This window comes from Heyndrickxia ginsengihumi (genome assembly GCF_011008565.1).
GTDB lineage: Bacteria > Bacillota > Bacilli > Bacillales > Bacillaceae_C > Weizmannia > Weizmannia ginsengihumi.
In genome coordinates this window covers 47093-65146 of the sequence record NZ_JAAIWK010000022.1, presented here as the reverse complement: position 1 = coordinate 65146, position 18054 = coordinate 47093, and the positions used below count along the sequence as shown (strand labels likewise).

Annotated in this window: 13 protein-coding genes and 1 other annotated feature; of the genes, 9 read left to right on the top strand and 4 right to left on the bottom strand. The window is 35.3% G+C overall.

Going from position 1 to position 18054, the window contains the following annotated elements; genetic code table 11:
* Window positions 1-348 precede the first annotated feature (348 nt).
* The 6 genes from G4D61_RS13225 to G4D61_RS13200 all read left to right on the top strand — a co-directional run bounded on the left by G4D61_RS13225 (window position 349) and on the right by G4D61_RS13200 (window position 8282).
* Complete coding sequence (locus G4D61_RS13225) at window positions 349-903, top strand: TVP38/TMEM64 family protein (RefSeq protein WP_231473100.1); 555 nt, start codon at window positions 349-351, stop codon at window positions 901-903.
* Between the two features lie 407 nt (window positions 904-1310).
* A complete protein-coding gene (locus G4D61_RS13220; RefSeq protein WP_025727788.1) occupies window positions 1311-2141 on the top strand; it encodes a class I SAM-dependent methyltransferase in 831 nt (276 codons plus the stop codon).
* 199 nt (window positions 2142-2340) lie between these two features.
* Window positions 2341-5022, top strand: coding sequence for a glycosyltransferase (locus G4D61_RS13215; RefSeq protein WP_163174163.1), 2682 nt, complete (start codon window positions 2341-2343; stop codon window positions 5020-5022).
* Between the two features lie 22 nt (window positions 5023-5044).
* The gene (locus tag G4D61_RS13210) at window positions 5045-6271 is read left to right on the top strand and encodes a surface carbohydrate biosynthesis protein (RefSeq protein WP_235929374.1); all 1227 of its coding nucleotides are present in this window, start codon (window positions 5045-5047) and stop codon (window positions 6269-6271) included.
* A gap of 336 nt (window positions 6272-6607) precedes the next feature.
* The gene (gene dut / locus G4D61_RS13205) at window positions 6608-7042 is read left to right on the top strand and encodes a dUTP diphosphatase (protein ID WP_025727785.1); all 435 of its coding nucleotides are present in this window, start codon (window positions 6608-6610) and stop codon (window positions 7040-7042) included.
* A gap of 154 nt (window positions 7043-7196) precedes the next feature.
* Window positions 7197-8282, top strand: a complete 1086-nt coding sequence (locus tag G4D61_RS13200) for a M42 family metallopeptidase (RefSeq protein ID WP_025727784.1) — start codon at window positions 7197-7199, stop codon at window positions 8280-8282.
* Window positions 8283-8361: 79 nt separating this feature from the next.
* On the opposite strand, the gene G4D61_RS13195 is transcribed toward G4D61_RS13200, so the two are convergent.
* From G4D61_RS13195 to G4D61_RS13185, 3 genes are all read right to left on the bottom strand, one after another.
* Complete coding sequence (locus G4D61_RS13195; RefSeq protein WP_035352612.1) at window positions 8362-9363, bottom strand: formamidase; 1002 nt, start codon at window positions 9361-9363, stop codon at window positions 8362-8364.
* A 200-nt stretch (window positions 9364-9563) separates the two neighbouring features.
* Entirely contained in the window at window positions 9564-11276 is a 1713-nt protein-coding gene (locus tag G4D61_RS13190) for a membrane protein (RefSeq protein ID WP_035348426.1), read from the bottom strand.
* Between the two features lie 88 nt (window positions 11277-11364).
* Window positions 11365-12351 carry an aliphatic amidase gene (locus G4D61_RS13185; RefSeq protein WP_025727782.1) on the bottom strand — a complete coding sequence of 329 codons (987 nt, stop codon included), beginning with the start codon at window positions 12349-12351 and terminating at the stop codon, window positions 11365-11367.
* 250 nt (window positions 12352-12601) lie between these two features.
* Between G4D61_RS13185 and G4D61_RS13180 the strand changes: the two genes are divergently transcribed.
* The gene (locus tag G4D61_RS13180; RefSeq protein WP_163174161.1) at window positions 12602-15451 is read left to right on the top strand and encodes a transporter substrate-binding protein; all 2850 of its coding nucleotides are present in this window, start codon (window positions 12602-12604) and stop codon (window positions 15449-15451) included.
* 75 nt (window positions 15452-15526) lie between these two features.
* Here G4D61_RS13180 and sspI read toward each other — a convergent pair whose 3' ends face one another.
* Entirely contained in the window at window positions 15527-15736 is a 210-nt protein-coding gene (sspI, locus tag G4D61_RS13175) for a small acid-soluble spore protein SspI (RefSeq protein ID WP_025727780.1), read from the bottom strand.
* A gap of 149 nt (window positions 15737-15885) precedes the next feature.
* Between sspI and G4D61_RS13170 the strand changes: the two genes are divergently transcribed.
* Both G4D61_RS13170 and pheS read left to right on the top strand, forming a co-directional pair.
* Window positions 15886-16650 (top strand): TrmH family RNA methyltransferase, encoded by a 765-nt coding sequence (locus tag G4D61_RS13170; protein ID WP_025727779.1) that lies wholly within the window; start codon window positions 15886-15888, stop codon window positions 16648-16650.
* Window positions 16651-16719: 69 nt separating this feature from the next.
* Window positions 16720-16954: a binding site (T-box leader), on the top strand.
* Between the two features lie 53 nt (window positions 16955-17007).
* A complete protein-coding gene (gene pheS / locus G4D61_RS13165; RefSeq protein WP_163174159.1) occupies window positions 17008-18045 on the top strand; it encodes a phenylalanine--tRNA ligase subunit alpha in 1038 nt (345 codons plus the stop codon).
* Window positions 18046-18054: the final 9 nt, after the last annotated feature.

Genomic DNA, 18054 nt, shown 5'->3' with positions numbered 1-18054 from the left:
TGCGTGTTTTATTACATCATCAATTTAAGGTTAAAGGAATTCCGGTAATTTAGGGGTAGGAGCGAGAGCTCATACCCCAACATTTGACGTAGAACCTTTAAACTTCGTTTTTGTCCCCGTTTTATAAAGCTGACTACCACATATTGCTTCGACTTCTCCTTCTATCTGCTTTGCTATATCCGATTCCTTAGCTATAAGTAATTCACTAAATTCTTCCAACTAAAATGGAATGATAAGATTCATACATGGTTTGTGATGCATTGAAATTTATTTCATAATACCAAATGAATGACATATCATTATTAAGAGCCTATATTGGAAGGAGTGATGGCCTTGGGAGATCGCTTCATGATGGTACTATCTTTTGTTGAAATCAGTCCAGTCCTTGCTCCAATTATGTTTATTCTTTTTCATATAATAAGACAGTTTCTTTTTATTCCTGTTGCCATTGTATGTATTGCTGGGGGGATTTTATTTGGCAGTTTGTTAGGCATGGTTTATTCGATGATTGGTTTGACACTTGTATGTTCGTCTTTCTACTTTACAATTGCTAGAATGCCAAAGATGAAGCAGAAGCTACTGCAAATAAAAAATAAATTTTTAGGACCATATGCAAAATTAACAGTTGGCCAAATCGCTATTTTACGCCTCATACCATTTATTCATTTTCAATTATTGAACCTATGTCTACTTGAAAGAAAACCTAATTTTCGAGATTACATTAAAAGTTCAATCATTACAAACATTCCTCTCGTCTTCTTTTATACCGTTTTTGGAGAGTTCATTTCTAAATTCAGCCCTAGTATTATGATTATGATTTTACTTGCATTATCGGTCTTATTTTTTATTTTACGTGAAAAAGTGACAGTGATGAAATGGAAAGAATTTTTTCCCGAAAACTAAATAAAATTGTAGGGAGTCAAATTTGTCACGTATTTTTATGGGAAAAGGGAGTAGATACGATCCGCTCCGAGATGTTCGCCTTCCGCTCCAATCAACTTCATAAATGGTTTAGTAAGTAATGACTATTTAAGCTTCAGAAAAGCACATTAAATATAAAGGATGTCTCACATACGGTTGAGACATCCTGATTTTTTAAAATATCTATGTTCAATTATCCTGTTCCTGTTTATTGGCTATACAAGCGGTCCTTTGAAGCGGAAACATAAACTACCCTTTTTTATCTGTACAAGAAGAGCCAGCGTATAAAATAAGTTTAACAAAGTTAGGTAAAAAGAATATTTATTTAACTAGGGTCAAATGATTTTGTACTCACATAAGTTACAATAAAAAAATAGGGGAGCAGATTTATGGAATTTACAGGCGAAAGATTCGTTCCAAATAGTACGGCAAGTATAGAGACAGAAATTGAGCATCTTCAAAGATATTATTCTATTTTAGACATAGTAAGGAATGGCGTTATATTGGACGCTGCTTGTGGGGAGGGCTATGGTGTAAATCTGATGGCAGACCATGCAAAATTTGTTTTTGGTATTGATATAGATACCGAGACAATTGAGCATGCCCTAAGCACATACGAAAAAAATAATGTCGAGTTTTTAAATGCTTCTGTTACAGACATTCCATTAAAAGACCATTCTGTTGATATTGTCGTGTCATTTGAAACAATCGAGCATATAGGTGAACATGAACAGCATCTCTTTTTGAAAGAAATCACAAGAGTACTGAAAAAAAGCGGCATATTAATTATATCCACTCCCAATAAACTAGTGTATTCGGACCAATCTCATTATCAAAATCCTTTCCATGTAAAAGAGTTTTATCAAGAGGAATTTGAGAACTTTTTGAGCGGGTATTTTAAGTATGTCGATTTATTTTATCAAAAAGCTCAAATTAATTATGTAATTAATTGTTTTGACAATCAATTATTAGAAATTTTGCCGAGTAGTGAAACCTATAATCCTAGTGGGAAATATTTCATTGCAATTTGTGGAAACAAACCTAACAAACAAAATATTAGCTCAATCATTCTAGATGAGAATCATCAATACGAAGATTTATTGGCCCAGCTCATACAAATACAACATATTGCAGAAAAACGTGATCAAAAAATAAAGAAGTTGCAGCTTGAGCTAGAAGAAAAAAATAAGTTATTAAATCAACTAACAAAAAAGGAATAATCGATCAGTAGTCCAATGTTACTATCAATCTCGTTGAAATAATATTTCGAGTAATATAGTTCCTTAGAAAAAAATAAATAGGTGATCTATTTAATTGGCGTAATTGAACTACACAAAAACAGTTATAGAACATAACATAGTTAAGCAAATGACTGTAATCTTTTTTAGAAATAGATTGATCTAAGTGAGGTTTATTGTTATGTTTCAAGGATATGTAGACTTTCATGGACAACAAAGGATGATAATAAAGGACTTGTTTTGGGATCTGAAAAATGATTTTACGTATGAGTTCTGGGTCAGTCCTATACAGGAACATAAGTTAACGCGAGAAACATTTGATGGAGTATCTGGCATAGAAGGTCAAAGATATATCATCGGGGCGGGACATCCTGGCACTGATACAGAGGCAGGTACAGGTGTTTCGGTTGGAACAAATGGTGTTTCAGTATTTGAGCACAGCAATAATCATTTACCGGCAATGTTGGCATGTAAAGTAGCAATAAAAAATTGGACGCATATCGCGATCGTTTATAGGGATAAAACTCCGTATTTATACGTCAATGGAAATTATATAAAGAAAGGGCGCAGAAGCTCTAAACAGAATGTATATGCTTCAGGTCAATTTGGCGGATTTTCCCCGTATGGTTATTTTGAAGGAAAGGCCAATCACATAAGAATTTGGAGTTACCCGAGAACACACTTGCAAGTTCGCTCTCATATGGACAAACAATTAACAGGGGACGAACAAGGTTTAGTCATCAATCTAAATTATCAACAACCTACATCTGTTCAGATGGCAATTGAAGAGTATAAAGAAATTCAACAACAACGCTTTTTAGATCAGACTATCCTTAACCAGTATTGTTTAGAAGCATTTAATGAAACTAACTATATTAAACATTCAGATGCTTTATTTAAAGGGATTCAAGCAGATGTTATACTCCCTATCTATAATAACTACGAATTAACGACAAAATGTCTTGAGACCGTTTTTAATAATTGCGAGGATGTTGATTATAATCTATGGATTATTAATGATGCTAGTCCAGATAAAAGAATATATTCATTTCTAGAAGATTTGAAATCGAAACCAGCGCCAAAAAATTTAAAAAAACTGACGATTATCCATAATGATGTAAACGTTGGGTATGTTCAAAACATTAATAAAGGCCTGCGATTATCGAAAAATCACCCAATCATATTAAACAGCGATACAGAAATTCCTCCAAAATGTTTCCAGCGCCTAATTCAGCCAATATTAGTAAATGATCACATTTCTTCTGTAACTCCTTTTTCAAACAGTGCAACCATTTGTTCCTTTCCTAATTTTCTTGAAGATAATGAATTACCATATCATATGACTGTAAATGAAGTCGACGCTTACTTTTCAAAATACAATATAAACAAAGGGGTTGTCATCCCGACAGGTGTTGGATTTTGTATGGCTTTAAATAGAAATGTGATCAATAAGATCGGGGTTTTTGATGATAAAGCTTTTGGAAAAGGTTATGGGGAAGAAAATGATTGGTGTATGAGAGCACGGACTTTAGGATACAAAAATATCTTAATACCAAATTTGTTTGTCTATCATAAACATGGCGGAAGTTTTGGGCAAATAAATAATATGAAACAGGAACTAATGGAAAATAATCTTAAGATCTTATTAAAAAGATATCCAAACTACAATGAGATCATACAGGATTTCACTGCCTTCGACCCCATCAAAAATATTAGGAATTTTATAAAGAGTGTAATGGTTAATCAACAATCACCATTAAAAAAAGGAACGCTCTTTATTAATCACGCAATGGGCGGCGGTGCCATTCATTTCCAATCGAATTATATCAATAAGGTAAAAAATGAACAAAGAATTTTCACCTTAAAACCGAATAACCATGAACTCATCCTTACTGATCATAATCATCAGATTCCGATTACACATAAATTGAGCATAAGTAAACTGAATGATACAAACTTTAGACAGTTACTAAATGCCCTTCATATTGAACTCATTTTTATAAACCATTTACTTGGTTACCCTACAGATAAAATGTTTAGCTGGATTAAACATGCTGGCATTGATTATTACTTTTTTGTCCACGACTTTCATTGTCTTTGCCCGAGTTTTAACTTAATTAACCACAATAAGCAATATTGTAACGCAGAAACAGACCCAAATGTTTGTCAAAGTTGTTTAGAAAAATTATTTCCTCGAGAGCAAATAAACATTAAATCAAGAAGACTAGCATTTGAATCGTTTTTAAAGAGTGCGAAAAAAGTTATTGCGCCAAGTGAAAATACAAAAAATATTTTATTGAAATATTATCGGGACATAAAGGTAGAAGTACATGAGCATACCATTGATGTACAAATCACAAGAACCTATAAGGAAAATTTTTTAAAGAACAAACATTTAAATATTGCTTTTGTTGGCGCAATTGGACCTGAAAAAGGCTCAAATATTATATATGAGTTAAAGGACTTCATCGCGAAAGAACATTTACCTATTAATATAAAAGTGATTGGTTTTACAGATAGACACGGGAAGCCATATAAGAGCAATGATGGGAAATTTGAAGTAACAGGCAGCTATAAAGTTGAACATTTATCACAACTTTTGGCGGATCATCAGATTGCTTTAGTCGTTAATTCATCTATTTGCCCTGAAACGTATTCCTATACAACTTCTGAGGTAATGCTTGCAGGCTATCCGATCATTACATTTAATTTAGGGGCACCTGCCGATAGGATAAAAAAACACCAATGCGGTTGGATTGTCGATAAAGCAACGAGCTTAGATCTTTTAATACTATTAAAAAGATTGAATGAACATAGGGAAGAAATAAATGAAAAGGCTGAAAAATTAAGAAATCTTTCATAAAGAACGAGAAAGGGTGATCCAGTTGCTCCAAAAATTTCTCTACTTACCTATTGAAGCAAAGACGAGAGAAATGGATGCTAAACTGCTATTAACTTATTATGCTATTAAGCAACATTATCATGTCATACTTGGCGGGCATACTCCGATTTTTTCGCATTTAAACAGAATGCCGAAAGGAATTTTGTTTTCGAAAGGGACACCTTATGGTGATTCGAGGAAAGAACTAATGGCTGATGCGAAACATCTCGGTTACACCCCTGTCGAATTGGATGAAGAAGGGTTATTAGTTAATGGCCTTCATTACGACAGGCTAGGCAAAGATGATAAATATTTAAGTGTTCTAGAACATGTTTATTGCTGGGGTTATACACAAAAAGAGATTATTGTGAACCAATTTCCAAACCATGAACATAAACTTTATATTACTGGTCATCCGCGATTCGATCTATTAAAAAAGAAATTTCGCAGTTTATATGATGATGAAGTGAAAAAGCTGAAGGATCAGTATGGCGATTTTATATTAGTAAATACAAGATTTACACAATATAACCACTTCCTTAAAGGATTGAATCCGAATGAGAAATATATTAAAACAGTCCTTGAAAAGTTTATTGATTTAGTGAAGAAGCTGAGTATGAAATACCCGAACCTTAATATTGTTGTCAGACCCCATATTCATGAAGGATTAGATATTTATCGAAGAGAACTAGCAAATTTTAAAAATGTCTTTATTGTCCATGAAGGTAATATTGCAATGTGGCTTATGGCAGCAAAAGTCGTTATTCATAATCGTTGTACGACAGGGATTGAAGCATTTTTACTTGATAAACCGGTTATTGCCTATATCCCGATTAATTATAAAAGGGAAAGCACGTTTTTACCGAATGCTGTCACTAAAAATACAGATAAAATAAAAGAAATCTTTGATTATATCGATGCAAAACATTTACATGAGAAAAAAGATGAACAGAAAAAACTATTAGCTCATTATTACGGAGCATTAGATGAAAATTACGCCTATGAAAATATTATTCAACTATTAGATCGCTTGAGTGTGAAAGCAGAAAATCCAATTAGCGATGAAACGATCAAGGCGCTTGCTACGATAAAAGGTGAACATACATTAACATCAGAGGCGGAAATTAAAAGTTTCTTTAAAAAATTGGATGCCATCGAAGGAACAGAAAATAAATTCCGCCTGAACGTATTGGCACCTGATTTATTTGAAATAAGCGCATTAACCGAATAGGTTCACTGTTAGCCCGATTGTGTTGAAACTAGAAAAGTTCCACACAATTGGGTGATTTTTTCCATAAGGAATATAACATTCATGTATAGTCGAATTCATTCCTGAAATAATTCTTGTAGGCTCTTTTTAGTTAAAAAAGGGAGTTGATTTCCTAATCCCGGAGGAAACAATGTTAACGAAAACGGCCTTTTTAAAATAACACCATTAGCGATTTTATACCCTTTTGTAGCTTCTTTTCTAATGACAATTATCATGTTATATTTTTACATATACGAAAATATGAAGACGTATTTTCATATTCAATGAAACAATATATTTCAGGAAATGAGGATTCATATGGAATACAATTTAAAAGTCCGTCTGATTCATGAGGATGCGAAATTACCATATCAAGCGAATGAAGGCGATGCCGGGTTAGATCTGTTTTCGATTGAGGAAAAAATCATTAAAGCCGGGGAAGCAGAGTTAATAAGAACGGGAATTCAAATTGAATTGCCAAAAGGTACAGAGGCGCAAGTTCGACCGAGAAGCGGCTTAGCATTAAAACATGCGATTACCGTTTTAAACAGCCCTGGAACGATTGATGAAGGTTATAGAGGAGAAATCAAAGTCATATTAATAAATCATGGAAAAGAAGACGTTAAAATAGAAAAACAGATGAGAATTGCACAAATGGTTATTGCGCCAGTGTTACATGTTCATCTCGAACAAACAGATGTGTTATCACATACTGATAGGGGAAATGGCGGATTTGGTTCGTCAGGTAAATAATGATTTATAGATCTGTTTGCTCTTATACACATGAAATGGACAGCGCTAACTAACAATACATAGTATTAAAATCATTATATATGCTGAAAATTTGTATAATAGCTTCTTATTAGCTTAAAATGAAAGCTGTATATATTAGAGAAGGAGGAAGACGATGGCGAAACTAGATGAAACATTAACAATGTTAAAAGAATTAACAGATGCAAGAGGGATCGCTGGCAATGAGTACGAAGTGCGTGAAGTCTTCAAAACATACATAGAACCTTATGCTGATGAACTAGATACAGATGGTTTAGGAAGCTTAATTGCCAAAAAAGTTGGAAAAGCAGATGGACCAAAGATTATGATTGCCAGCCATTTAGATGAAGTAGGCTTTATGGTGACGCAAATTGATGAAAAAGGATTTCTTCGTTTTCAAACAGTAGGCGGATGGTGGGCACAAGTAATGCTAGCCCAACGCGTAACAGTTGTAACGAGCAAAGGTGATATTACAGGAATTATTGGCTCAAAACCGCCGCATGTGCTATCAGCGGAAGCTAGAAAAAAGACATATGAAATTAAAGACATGTTTATTGATATTGGTGCGACAAGCCGAGAAGAAGCCCTTGAATGGGGGGTTAAACCAGGTGATATGGTCGTGCCATATTTCGAATTTACAGTGATGAAAAATGAAAAAATGTTACTTGCAAAAGCATGGGATAATCGCATTGGCTGTGCAGTCGTGATCGATGTTTTAAAAAATCTACAAAAAGAGGATCATCCAAATACTTTATATGGTGTAGCAAATGTTCAAGAAGAAGTAGGTTTGCGAGGAGCAAAAACGGCGACACATAAAGTGAAACCGGATATTGCCTTTGCGCTTGATGTCGGCATTGCTGGAGACACGCCGGGAATCACAGAAAAAGAGGCACTTAGCAAAATGGGGAAAGGTCCGCAAATTGTCATTTATGATGCTTCAATGGTCGCCCATAAAGGTTTGCGTGATACAGTCGTGAAAGTAGCGGAAGAATTAAACATTCCTTATCAATTTGAATCAATTCCTGGAGGAGGAACAGATGCAGGATCTATGCATTTAGTAGGTAATGGCATTCCTTCACTAGCTGTAACAATAGCTACTCGCTACATTCATTCACATGCGGCAATGATACACCGCGATGATTACGAAAATACGGTTCGATTGATTACAGAAGTTGTAAAGCGTTTAGATCAGGAAACAGTTGACCATATCATTTTTGATTGATCACTTATAACGTAAAAAATCCCTTCTGAAATTTAAGGCAGGAGGGATCTTTTTGTGATGTTAAAAACTTTTATTGTTGCTAAACATGTTTTATTTCTGTTTTTACAGGATATCCGTAAATCGAGCCGTCCTTAATTTTAATTTCATCCTCCCACGGAAGTTTGTATTGATGATTAGCCAAATCTCTAATATAAGTATAAGGATTTTCCTTTACGCCCCCTGGAGTCGCTACATAGCCTCTAGTGCCAAGATTATAAATATTATTTTCAAGTCCCCAGTCTAATCTTGCTTGATCGGCAAGCTTCGGATAAATTTCCGCAGTAACAATTTCATACGGATTACGATGCCCTTGAACTAAAGTTGTTCCATCAAAATTACAAACCTGTCCCTCTCCAAAATAATAAAATGTCCCATCATAACCAGCGAGGTTGACCGACAATGTATACATTAAATTATGCCATGCATTTGAACGATTAGTTAAAATCCATTGATCATTCACTTGTGTGCTGTAGCCCGAGATGCGAATAAGGACATTTGCCCCTTTATAGGCAGCTTCTCTGGCGATTTCTGGAAACATGCCATCATGGCAAATACATACAGAAAGTTTGCTTCCGCCTGGTCCATCACAGACAGGCAAGCCTAGATTTCCCGCTTGCCATGGTTCTACAGGCACCCACGGATTTAGTTTGCGATATTTTAAAATCATCTCGCCGTTAGGATCGATAATAATAGCTGTATTAAAAGGAGCACCACCATCAGGATCTTTTTCCATCAGAGAAAAAACACCATAAACGCCAGCCTCTTGGCAAGCTTGTGCAAAGATATCTGTTTCAGGTCCAGGAACATGGCATAAAAATTCATCTGTTGTCCATTTTTTCGTGTTTAATCCTTGTGTACTATATTCAGGAAATACGATAAGTTCGACACCAGGGTATCCAGCTTTCGTTGAATGAATCATTTTTACGATCTGCTTGATTTGAGCGTCAATATCAGCCCGTGATTCTACAATTGGAACAGGATATTGAATAAGTGCGCTTAAAAATCCCTCTGTTGGTTTTGTCATACTTCCAATGCTTCCCATAATGTTACATCCTCCTTATTTTTGACTTTATTCTGCTGTGTCAGTTGCAGTGAACAGTTTATCTCGACTGTCCATAGAAATGCTGGGTGAGTCAATAAATATACAGCACGATTGAACAAAGCCATATGAAAAAATATTTAAATGATTAACTGCTATTTTGGAAACAACAGTCAATGATTTACGCAGTTGATATGATTACTTTAAGATTTCTTGCATATATCGTGGCAGTTTTTTTCTAAACTGCAGCATAGAGAACAAATCATTCCTTGATGAAATGGACAATAGGTGCTGTCCATTGGTTCATAGTCAAAACCGCATACCGAACATGTTACTTCTGTATTTTCGTTTGTATGGTGATGCGTATGGGCCTCATGAACAGTTGAATGCAGTGAACTTGTATCGGAAGTGCCTGCTGCCATTTCCATCTGTGTTTGAACAAATGTATTTTCTCTCGCGATATAATACTTACCTTTCGTTGCTATTGCGATAATAGGTGCAAGAATGAAGGCTAATATAAGTGAAAGAAATGGGGAGAAAGCTTGCATCATTTCTCCGAACACTCCAAAATAAGCGATAATGGATATGATTGAAGCGATAATCATAGAGCCAAAGCCAACTGGATTAAAATTGTAAAGATGTGCTCTTTTAAACTCGATATAAGCAGGACTAATCTTAAGCAGTTTTTTATTGATGATTAAATCAGCAACGATTGCACCGATCCAGGCAACGGCCACATTTGAATAAAATCCTAATATTGTATTAAGAAAATTAAATAGACCGGCTTCCATTAATGTGATAGCAATTGCAATTTGGAACATTAGCCAAACGACACGTCCTGGATGGAAATGAAGTAGTCTTGAAAAAAAGTTTGACCAAGATAACGAACCAGAGTAAGCATTTGTGACGTTAATTTTGACTTGGGATAGTAACACAAAGAAGGTTGCAATCGTAAGAACGATAAATGTGCCAGGTATAAATTCTCCGAATGCTTTCACAAACATATGTATCGGTTCGTTTGCTTTTGCTAATCCGACGCTTGGTGCAATAAAGGAAGCAAGGAAGGAACCACTTAATTGTTTAAAAGCACCGATGAAGATCCAGCCTGGCCCTGCTAATACAACTGCCCATAACCATTTACGATGGTTTTTAGCATTTCTATCAGGCATAAACCGCAAATAATCGGCTTGTTCACCAATTTGAGTGATTAATGAGAGAACAACCCCTGATGACATTGCAAAAAATAACGGATTAAATGCAGTTCCGGTTGGAGAATTACCGGCGAAATGCATCCATTCATTAAACGAATGCGGATCTTTTACTAAGATTGCAATGATTGGTGCAATCATTAACGTAATCCATATCGGCTGTGTCCACACTTGCAATTTTGATAGTGCAGTCATACCGAATAAAACGAGCGGTATAATGATAAGAGAGCTGATTAAGTAGCCGACTGCTAATGGAATGTGAAAATAAACTTGCAGAGCTTGGGCCATAATGGCGCCTTCTGTGGAAAAGTAAATAAACGTAAAAGAAGCATAAACAAGAGAGGTTAAAGTGGATCCTAAGTAACCAAATCCTGCTCCTCTAGTTAATAAGTCCATGTCAACATTATATTTAGCAGAATAATAGCCGATTGGAAGTCCTGTTAGAAAGATAATAACGGCTGCTGCAATAATGCCCCAAAACGCATTTGTAAAACCGTAAGAAATGGAAATAGAGGCACCGATTGTAAAGTCTGCTAAAAAGGCAATCCCACCTAAAGCTGAATTTGCCACCGAAAACTCCGACCATTTCCGGAATGATTTCGGTGCGTAGCGCAATGCATAATCTTCTAATACGGGATTGTTCACCCAAGAGTTGAATGTTCGTTTGGACTTTGTAGTTGATGTTGCTAATGTTTTTTCCTGCTTCATGTTTAAATTCCCCCTTTATCAATGAAAAACATGAATTGCATTTGTTTTCATACTCCTGCCTAAGATCGCTCCAGGCAGGAAAGATGAACTAACTAATTGCTTCTGGTTTTTGTTCCGCTTGCTGTTCAGGTGTTGACCGTGTTAATTTCTCGCAAATTTCTCTAGCTTGCTGCGGATTATCTACCCATGTTTTATAGAAGGAATATGGAATTTCAAATTCTCCATTCGGAACAGCGGAATAACCGCGGTGTGTTAAATTAAAAAGGTGATTTTCTGCAGTCCAGTTTTTTCTTGCGTTGCGGATGGCAGAAATTGAAAGCTCAGCATATGTAACTTCATCTGGGGAGCTTCCACATTCAGCTAATGTTGTACCGTCAAAATTAACAATATTGGAATGACCAAAATATGAGTAAACTTTGTCACGGCCAGCCATATTGGCAACGGCAAAGTAGGATAGATTCTCCCAAGCTCTAATACTAGCTAATTTAATTTGCTGCTCCTTTGATGGGTACATATAACCTTGAATACGAACAACTAGTTCTGCTCCTCTCATGACAGTATCTCGCACGATTTCAGGCATATTAGAGTCATAGCAAATATTAGCGCCAATCATAAGCCCTTTAGGTCCTTCTGTAACCATCGTTTCATTGCCTGGATACCAAGGTTCCTTAGGTACCCATGGGTTCATTTTGTGATAATTCATTTTGATGTTTCCTTGATTATCAATTAACAAGAAAGAGTTATATGGATTGCCTTTCGGATTGATTTCTCCGGTAATGGAAAACACGCCCCATATGTTATTTCTTCTGCATGCTTCAGCAAAAATTTCTGTTTCCGGACCTGGAACTGTTGTACATAAATCTTTCCATTTTGTAGGGTGAAAACCTTGTGTTGAATATTCAGGGAAGATGATAAGATCCAGGCCTGGGTAACCTAGTTTTGTTCCATCAACAAAGTCAGCAATACGATGACAGTTTTCTATCACTTCTTCTTTTGTTTCCAATACAGGAACTTGATAATTTACTACTGCAACTCCTACAGTATCGTTTGAGCTTGAAATTGAACCTACTGGCATAATGATCTCCTCCATTCTTTTTTCACTTTTTAATTAATGCAAGATGCGTGCCAACTTTAATTTGTTTAAAAATAATAAAATGTATGTATTTTTTGTAAGATTTCATTACATTTAATGTTCATATTTGTTAATCTAAGTTGTTCACACATTGTAAAGAATGTTCAGATTTATATGAACAGTATTGATTTTATGAAAGTATCGCCTATAATGAAGTTATAATAATGATAAATGTTAAGAAAGGTGTCATGATATGCTGAAGGAAAGTATTCGGATTGGTTTTTTATTTTCGTTATCTGGATCAACTGCAGTTACAGAACGAGGGCAATATCAAGCGGCACAACTAGCAATTAAACAGATTAATAAGCAGGGAGGGGTATATGGATATCCCATTTTATCCTTTGTCGAAGATATTGTTTCGGACCCGCTACGAACAATAGAAAAAGCAAAAAAATTAATTGAACAGGACAAAGTTCACATCCTCATTGGCACCTATACTTCAGCATGCAGAAAGGCGATACTCCCTTTATTAGAAAAGCAAAATGTGCTTCTCATTTATCCAACTTTATATGAAGGCAACGAACAAAACGGTTGGGTATTTTATAGCGGAGCATTGCCAAATCAACAATTACAGTTTTTTGTGCCGTGGATTACGAAGAATCTCGGTAGAGATTTTTATCTTGTTGGGTCAGATTATATTTTTCCAAAGAAAACGAATCAACATATGCATAAATTAGTGGATGTCAATAGCGGAAAGATTGTTGGAGAATCGTATCGCCCATTAGGAAATAAAAATTTCGAACAAATCTTTATAGATATTGAGCATTTGCAGGCTGATCTTATTTTCTCAACATTAGTAGGGGATAGCGCTATTGCTTTTTATGAACAACTGTATCAATTTGGATTAAATATTCCCATTTGCAGTCCTATAACGGCTGAAACAGAAATTCATGCGATGAAATCTATTACTGCCAACAATCTTTATGCATCTTTTCCTTATTTTAAATCGATAGAATCGGAGGAAAACCGATCTTTTGTACGAGCGTATGAAAAAGAATACGGATCAAATGTCATTAGCTCAGTTATGGAAAATTCATACAATAGTATTTATCTTCTTTACCATGCGTTGCTTAAAATCAATCAGCTTCATACAGATGAATTAAGAGAAGCACTAGCTTACTCTACTTTTGAGGCTCCTCAAGGTTTTATTTCTTTTGATCACAACAATCATCACTTATGGCAACAATCTCGAATTGGGCAAGTAAATGATCAAAGGGACTTTGATATTGTTTGGGAATCAGAAAAGCCAATTGCCCCCTTGCCGTTTTTTTCTAGCATGTTTAAGGCACACCGCCAGAAGTATACAAATCATATCAATAGCCAGCAAATGGATATTAGTATTGTAAATAAACAGTTAAACACTGATAAGGAAGAATGGAAAGAGTATCTTCCTTTTATCGAAAAAATGGCGAAATTATTTCCAGGTGATCTACTCCTTTTCAATAATGAGGGAATGTTGCTCAAGCAATTTGGTACAAATGAATTGAATACAAACATCGGTTCAGTTTGGGTATTTGATGAAAAGGGAAGGAATGGCTTTGCAGAAGCTTTAATCAGTAAGCATGCTTGCATTGTAGAAGGACATGAGCATGATGATCAAACATTACATAACTATATTACGATCGGAGTACCAATGATTCTTGAAAAAAACTGCATTGGTGTGCTAGGTGTAGTATTGGGAGCATCTAATCAAATTCATCTTGATGCTATCGTAACACTGCTCGAATTACATCGTGATTTATTAGTACAATTAATTAGTGAAAAAAAGAAGATATCATTATTTCATGATGTGATTAAGCAAACGATGAATCACCATGAAGAAGGGTTTTTAGTTCTGTTTAGAAATGAAAAAATATTTGGAAATGATCAGGCAGAACGGTTATTAAATGATGTACCTTTTTTTATTGATGCAATATTGAGGCATTTAGAAGAAATGAATCATACATTGTCAGAAAATCATTTGCGAAAACGGTTCGGAAATAAATCATTTGAGATTCGTTTAAGGAAATGGAATGATTTTTATTTTGTTTATGTGAAAGGACTAGATACAAGTAAAAATATTCATATTGAAAAAGATCAACTTTCTTTTCAACATATTATTGGAATGGAGAAAGGTTTTTTAGAGACAGTTCATATTGCTAAAACAGCCGCAGTAACTGATGCAAATGTATTAATAATTGGAGAAAGTGGTACAGGGAAAGAGCTGTTTGCAAATGCAATTCATAATGAAAGTGCCCGCTGCAAGAAACCATTTATTGCCATTAACTGTGGCGCTATTCCGAAAGAACTGATTCATTCAGAACTATTTGGTTATGTTGACGGTGCTTTTACAGGATCAAAAAAGGGGGGGAAGAAAGGGTTATTTGCGGAGGCAAATGGCGGAACGATTTTTCTTGATGAAATAGGTGAGATGCCGCTTGATTTACAAGTGAATTTATTAAGAGTGTTGCAAGAAAGAGAGATTAATCCAATCGGTGCATCTAAACCGATTCCAATTGATGTGCGAATAATTGCGGCAACGAATAAAAATTTGCGGGATGAAATTGCCTATAACGGCTCATTTCGAAGTGATCTTTACTATCGCCTGAATGTTTTTCAAATTGAACTTCTTCCACTAAGACAACGGCAAGCGGATATTCCCGAACTCGTTTTTCATGTCTTAAAAAAATTAAATCATAAAAACAATACGAATAAACGATTCTCCCAGCAAGCAATGAATATATTATTACAATACCATTGGCCGGGAAATATACGGGAGCTGAACAACGTTGTTGAAAGAAGCTATTACTTGTCTGGATTTCAAGCAAATATCGAGGCTGACTATATTGATGCTTATATACGTGAGCAAAGTGAATACCCTTCTGCATCATATGTGAAAGAAGAAAGCACTAAAATAGATGTAGAATCAGTAGAAAAAGAGCAATTGCTTATGCATTTAAACAATACAGGCTATAATATTAGTAAAGTTTCCCGAATATTAGGAATTTCAAGGACGACATTATATAAAAAAATGCGTTTATATCACATTAATATTAAAAGATAGTGGTATGTTTATTTTTATTACAGTATTAAAAGGATAGATCATTTGGTAACTAAACCGATCTATCCTGAAACTATTTTAATGCTTTAATCCTTTTTCAAGTGTTTCAAGCATCATATGTTGCTCGTTTGTGTCGGCGTTGTTCCAAATTACTTCAAATAAAACCCCTAGACCAGGAAGCATTTTTTCTTCCCCTCTTTGAATAGCATCTACAATTGTGTCTTTTAATTGTTCTTGATTGCTGCTGCTGACGTTTGAAATAACTGCATTTCGTAAGTTTAAGTTCACAGAAGGACACTCCTTTTTTATAATATACAAATAGTTTTTCACGAATCATGTTTTATTATGTACAAACAATAAGATATAATCGAAGTAAATAAAACGAGTTGCAAAAGCTTATATAGAAAGCTGTTTTACATATAAAGGAGAAATAAATCGTGCGATATATTCAATCAGTACAAAATACGCAAGTAAAGCAATGGAAAAAACTTTTAACGAAAAAAGAACGAGATAAAACAAATACATATATAATCGAAGGGTTTCATCTCGTTGAAGAGGCATTAAAAAATAAAGACGAAGTGCTTGAAATCATCGTTCAAGAGGAAACGCAAATACCTCCTAATTGGGATATTGAAGGATTGCAAGTGACAGAAGTGACATTAGAGATCGCAAAGCAGCTTGCCGATACAGAAACAACTCAAGGTGTGTTTGCCATCTGCAAAAAGAAAAACGTTTTACTTAATCATGTAAGTGGAAAAACGTTTTTATTAATTGATGCTGTTCAAGATCCTGGTAATATTGGAACATTAATTAGAACAGCAGACGCAGCTGGTATTGATGCAGTTATATTAGGAAAGGGCAGTGCGGATGGATACAGTCCAAAAGTATTGCGCGCTGCACAAGGCAGCCATTTTCATATTGATTTACTGACAGGTGATTTAGCCAAATGGATTGAAACATTACATCTTGCTGATGTACCAGTTTATGGGACTGCACTAGAAAATGGTGTTCCATATTTAACAGTTGAACCAACAGCTGCTTTTGCATTGCTCGTTGGCAATGAAGGTAATGGCGTCAATAAAGAGTTATTATCTTTAACAAAACAAAATTTGTATATCCCAATTTTAGGAAAAAGTGAGTCGTTAAACGTAGGGATTGCAGCTGGAATTTTAATGTACTATTTTCAATTGCAAGGGAAATAAAAGCAAACATGAAAATCCGTTTGAAATTTCATGTTGGACGGTCTATAATAAAGAATAATTGAATATAAGAAAAAAATGATGACAGGGAAAAGTAGCTTTAATGAACCATTTAGGGAGAAAATGCCGTAGACTGCAAGCATTTTTATGGGGAATAATGTGAAATTCGCCCCTCGAGTTGCCATTTGGACCATGTTGTTGAGCATGTAAAGATGGAGCGGTGTAGAGCCGTTATCGAAATAAGTGAACATAATCATACATAATTATGTTAAGTAGGGTGGTACCGCGATCAAACCTCGTCCCTTTTGTGGAGACGGGGTTTTTTTATGTCCATAAGAAAAACAAGGAGGTTTACAAACAATGGAAGAAAGATTGAAAGAACTGCGCTTAGAAGCCCTTGAAAAAGTTGAACAAGCAGCAGATTTAAAATCATTAAATGATATAAGGGTTGCTTACTTAGGAAAAAAGGGACCGATTACAGAAGTATTGCGAGGAATGGGGAAGCTGTCCGCTGAAGAAAGACCAAAAATGGGTGCTTTAGTAAATGAAGTACGAGCGGAAATTACGGAGCAAATTGAAAAGAAGCAAGCTTTGCTTGAAGAAGAAGCAGTCCAAAAGCAGTTAGAATCAGAAAATATTGATGTAACATTGCCAGGACGCCCTGTTCGAGTCGGCAACCATCATCCACTGACAAAAGTGATTGAAGAAATGGAAGATTTATTTATCGGAATGGGATATCAAATTGCGGAAGGTCCTGAAGTAGAACAAGATTATTATAATTTTGAAGCTCTTAACTTACCGAAAGGACATCCTGCCCGTGATATGCAAGATACCTTCTATATTACTGAAGAAATATTGATGAGAACACACACTTCACCCGTACAAGTTCGTACGATGGAAAAGCATAAAGGAAAAGGTCCAGTAAGAATCATTTGTCCTGGCAAGGTATATCGCCGTGATAATGATGATGCGACGCACTCTCATCAATTTATGCAAATAGAAGGGCTAGTAGTAGACGAAAATATTTCAATGGCAGATTTAAAAGGGACATTAGAAGTATTTGCGAAAAACATATTTGGTGAAGATCGGGAAATTCGCCTTCGTCCAAGTTTCTTCCCGTTTACGGAGCCATCTGTAGAAATGGATATTTCATGTAAAATTTGCGGTGGTGAAGGATGCCACGTTTGCAAAGGGACAGGTTGGATTGAAGTTTTAGGTGGAGGAATGGTTCATCCACGCGTATTAAAAATGGCTGGTTTTGATCCAGAAATTTATACTGGTTTTGCCTTTGGAATCGGTGCAGAACGAATTGCGATGTTAAAGTATGGAGTGGATGACATTCGTCATTTCTATACGAATGATATTCGATTTTTACAACAATTTTCAGTTCAAGAATGAGGATGTAGG

Bases quoted from the DNA above. Each gene is read 5' to 3' on its own strand.
- pheS (WP_163174159.1), top strand. From the start codon at position 17,008: ATGGAAGAAAGATTGAAAGAACTGCGCTTAGAAGCCCTTGAAAAAGTT.
- G4D61_RS13190 (WP_035348426.1), bottom strand. From the start codon at position 11,276: ATGAAGCAGGAAAAAACATTAGCAACATCAACTACAAAGTCCAAACGA.
- G4D61_RS13180 (WP_163174161.1), top strand. From the start codon at position 12,602: ATGCTGAAGGAAAGTATTCGGATTGGTTTTTTATTTTCGTTATCTGGA.
- G4D61_RS13200 (WP_025727784.1), top strand. From the start codon at position 7,197: ATGGCGAAACTAGATGAAACATTAACAATGTTAAAAGAATTAACAGAT.
- G4D61_RS13185 (WP_025727782.1), bottom strand. From the start codon at position 12,351: ATGCCAGTAGGTTCAATTTCAAGCTCAAACGATACTGTAGGAGTTGCA.
- G4D61_RS13225 (WP_231473100.1), top strand. From the start codon at position 349: ATGATGGTACTATCTTTTGTTGAAATCAGTCCAGTCCTTGCTCCAATT.
- G4D61_RS13215 (WP_163174163.1), top strand. From the start codon at position 2,341: ATGTTTCAAGGATATGTAGACTTTCATGGACAACAAAGGATGATAATA.
- G4D61_RS13195 (WP_035352612.1), bottom strand. From the start codon at position 9,363: ATGGGAAGCATTGGAAGTATGACAAAACCAACAGAGGGATTTTTAAGC.
- dut (WP_025727785.1), top strand. From the start codon at position 6,608: ATGGAATACAATTTAAAAGTCCGTCTGATTCATGAGGATGCGAAATTA.
- G4D61_RS13220 (WP_025727788.1), top strand. From the start codon at position 1,311: ATGGAATTTACAGGCGAAAGATTCGTTCCAAATAGTACGGCAAGTATA.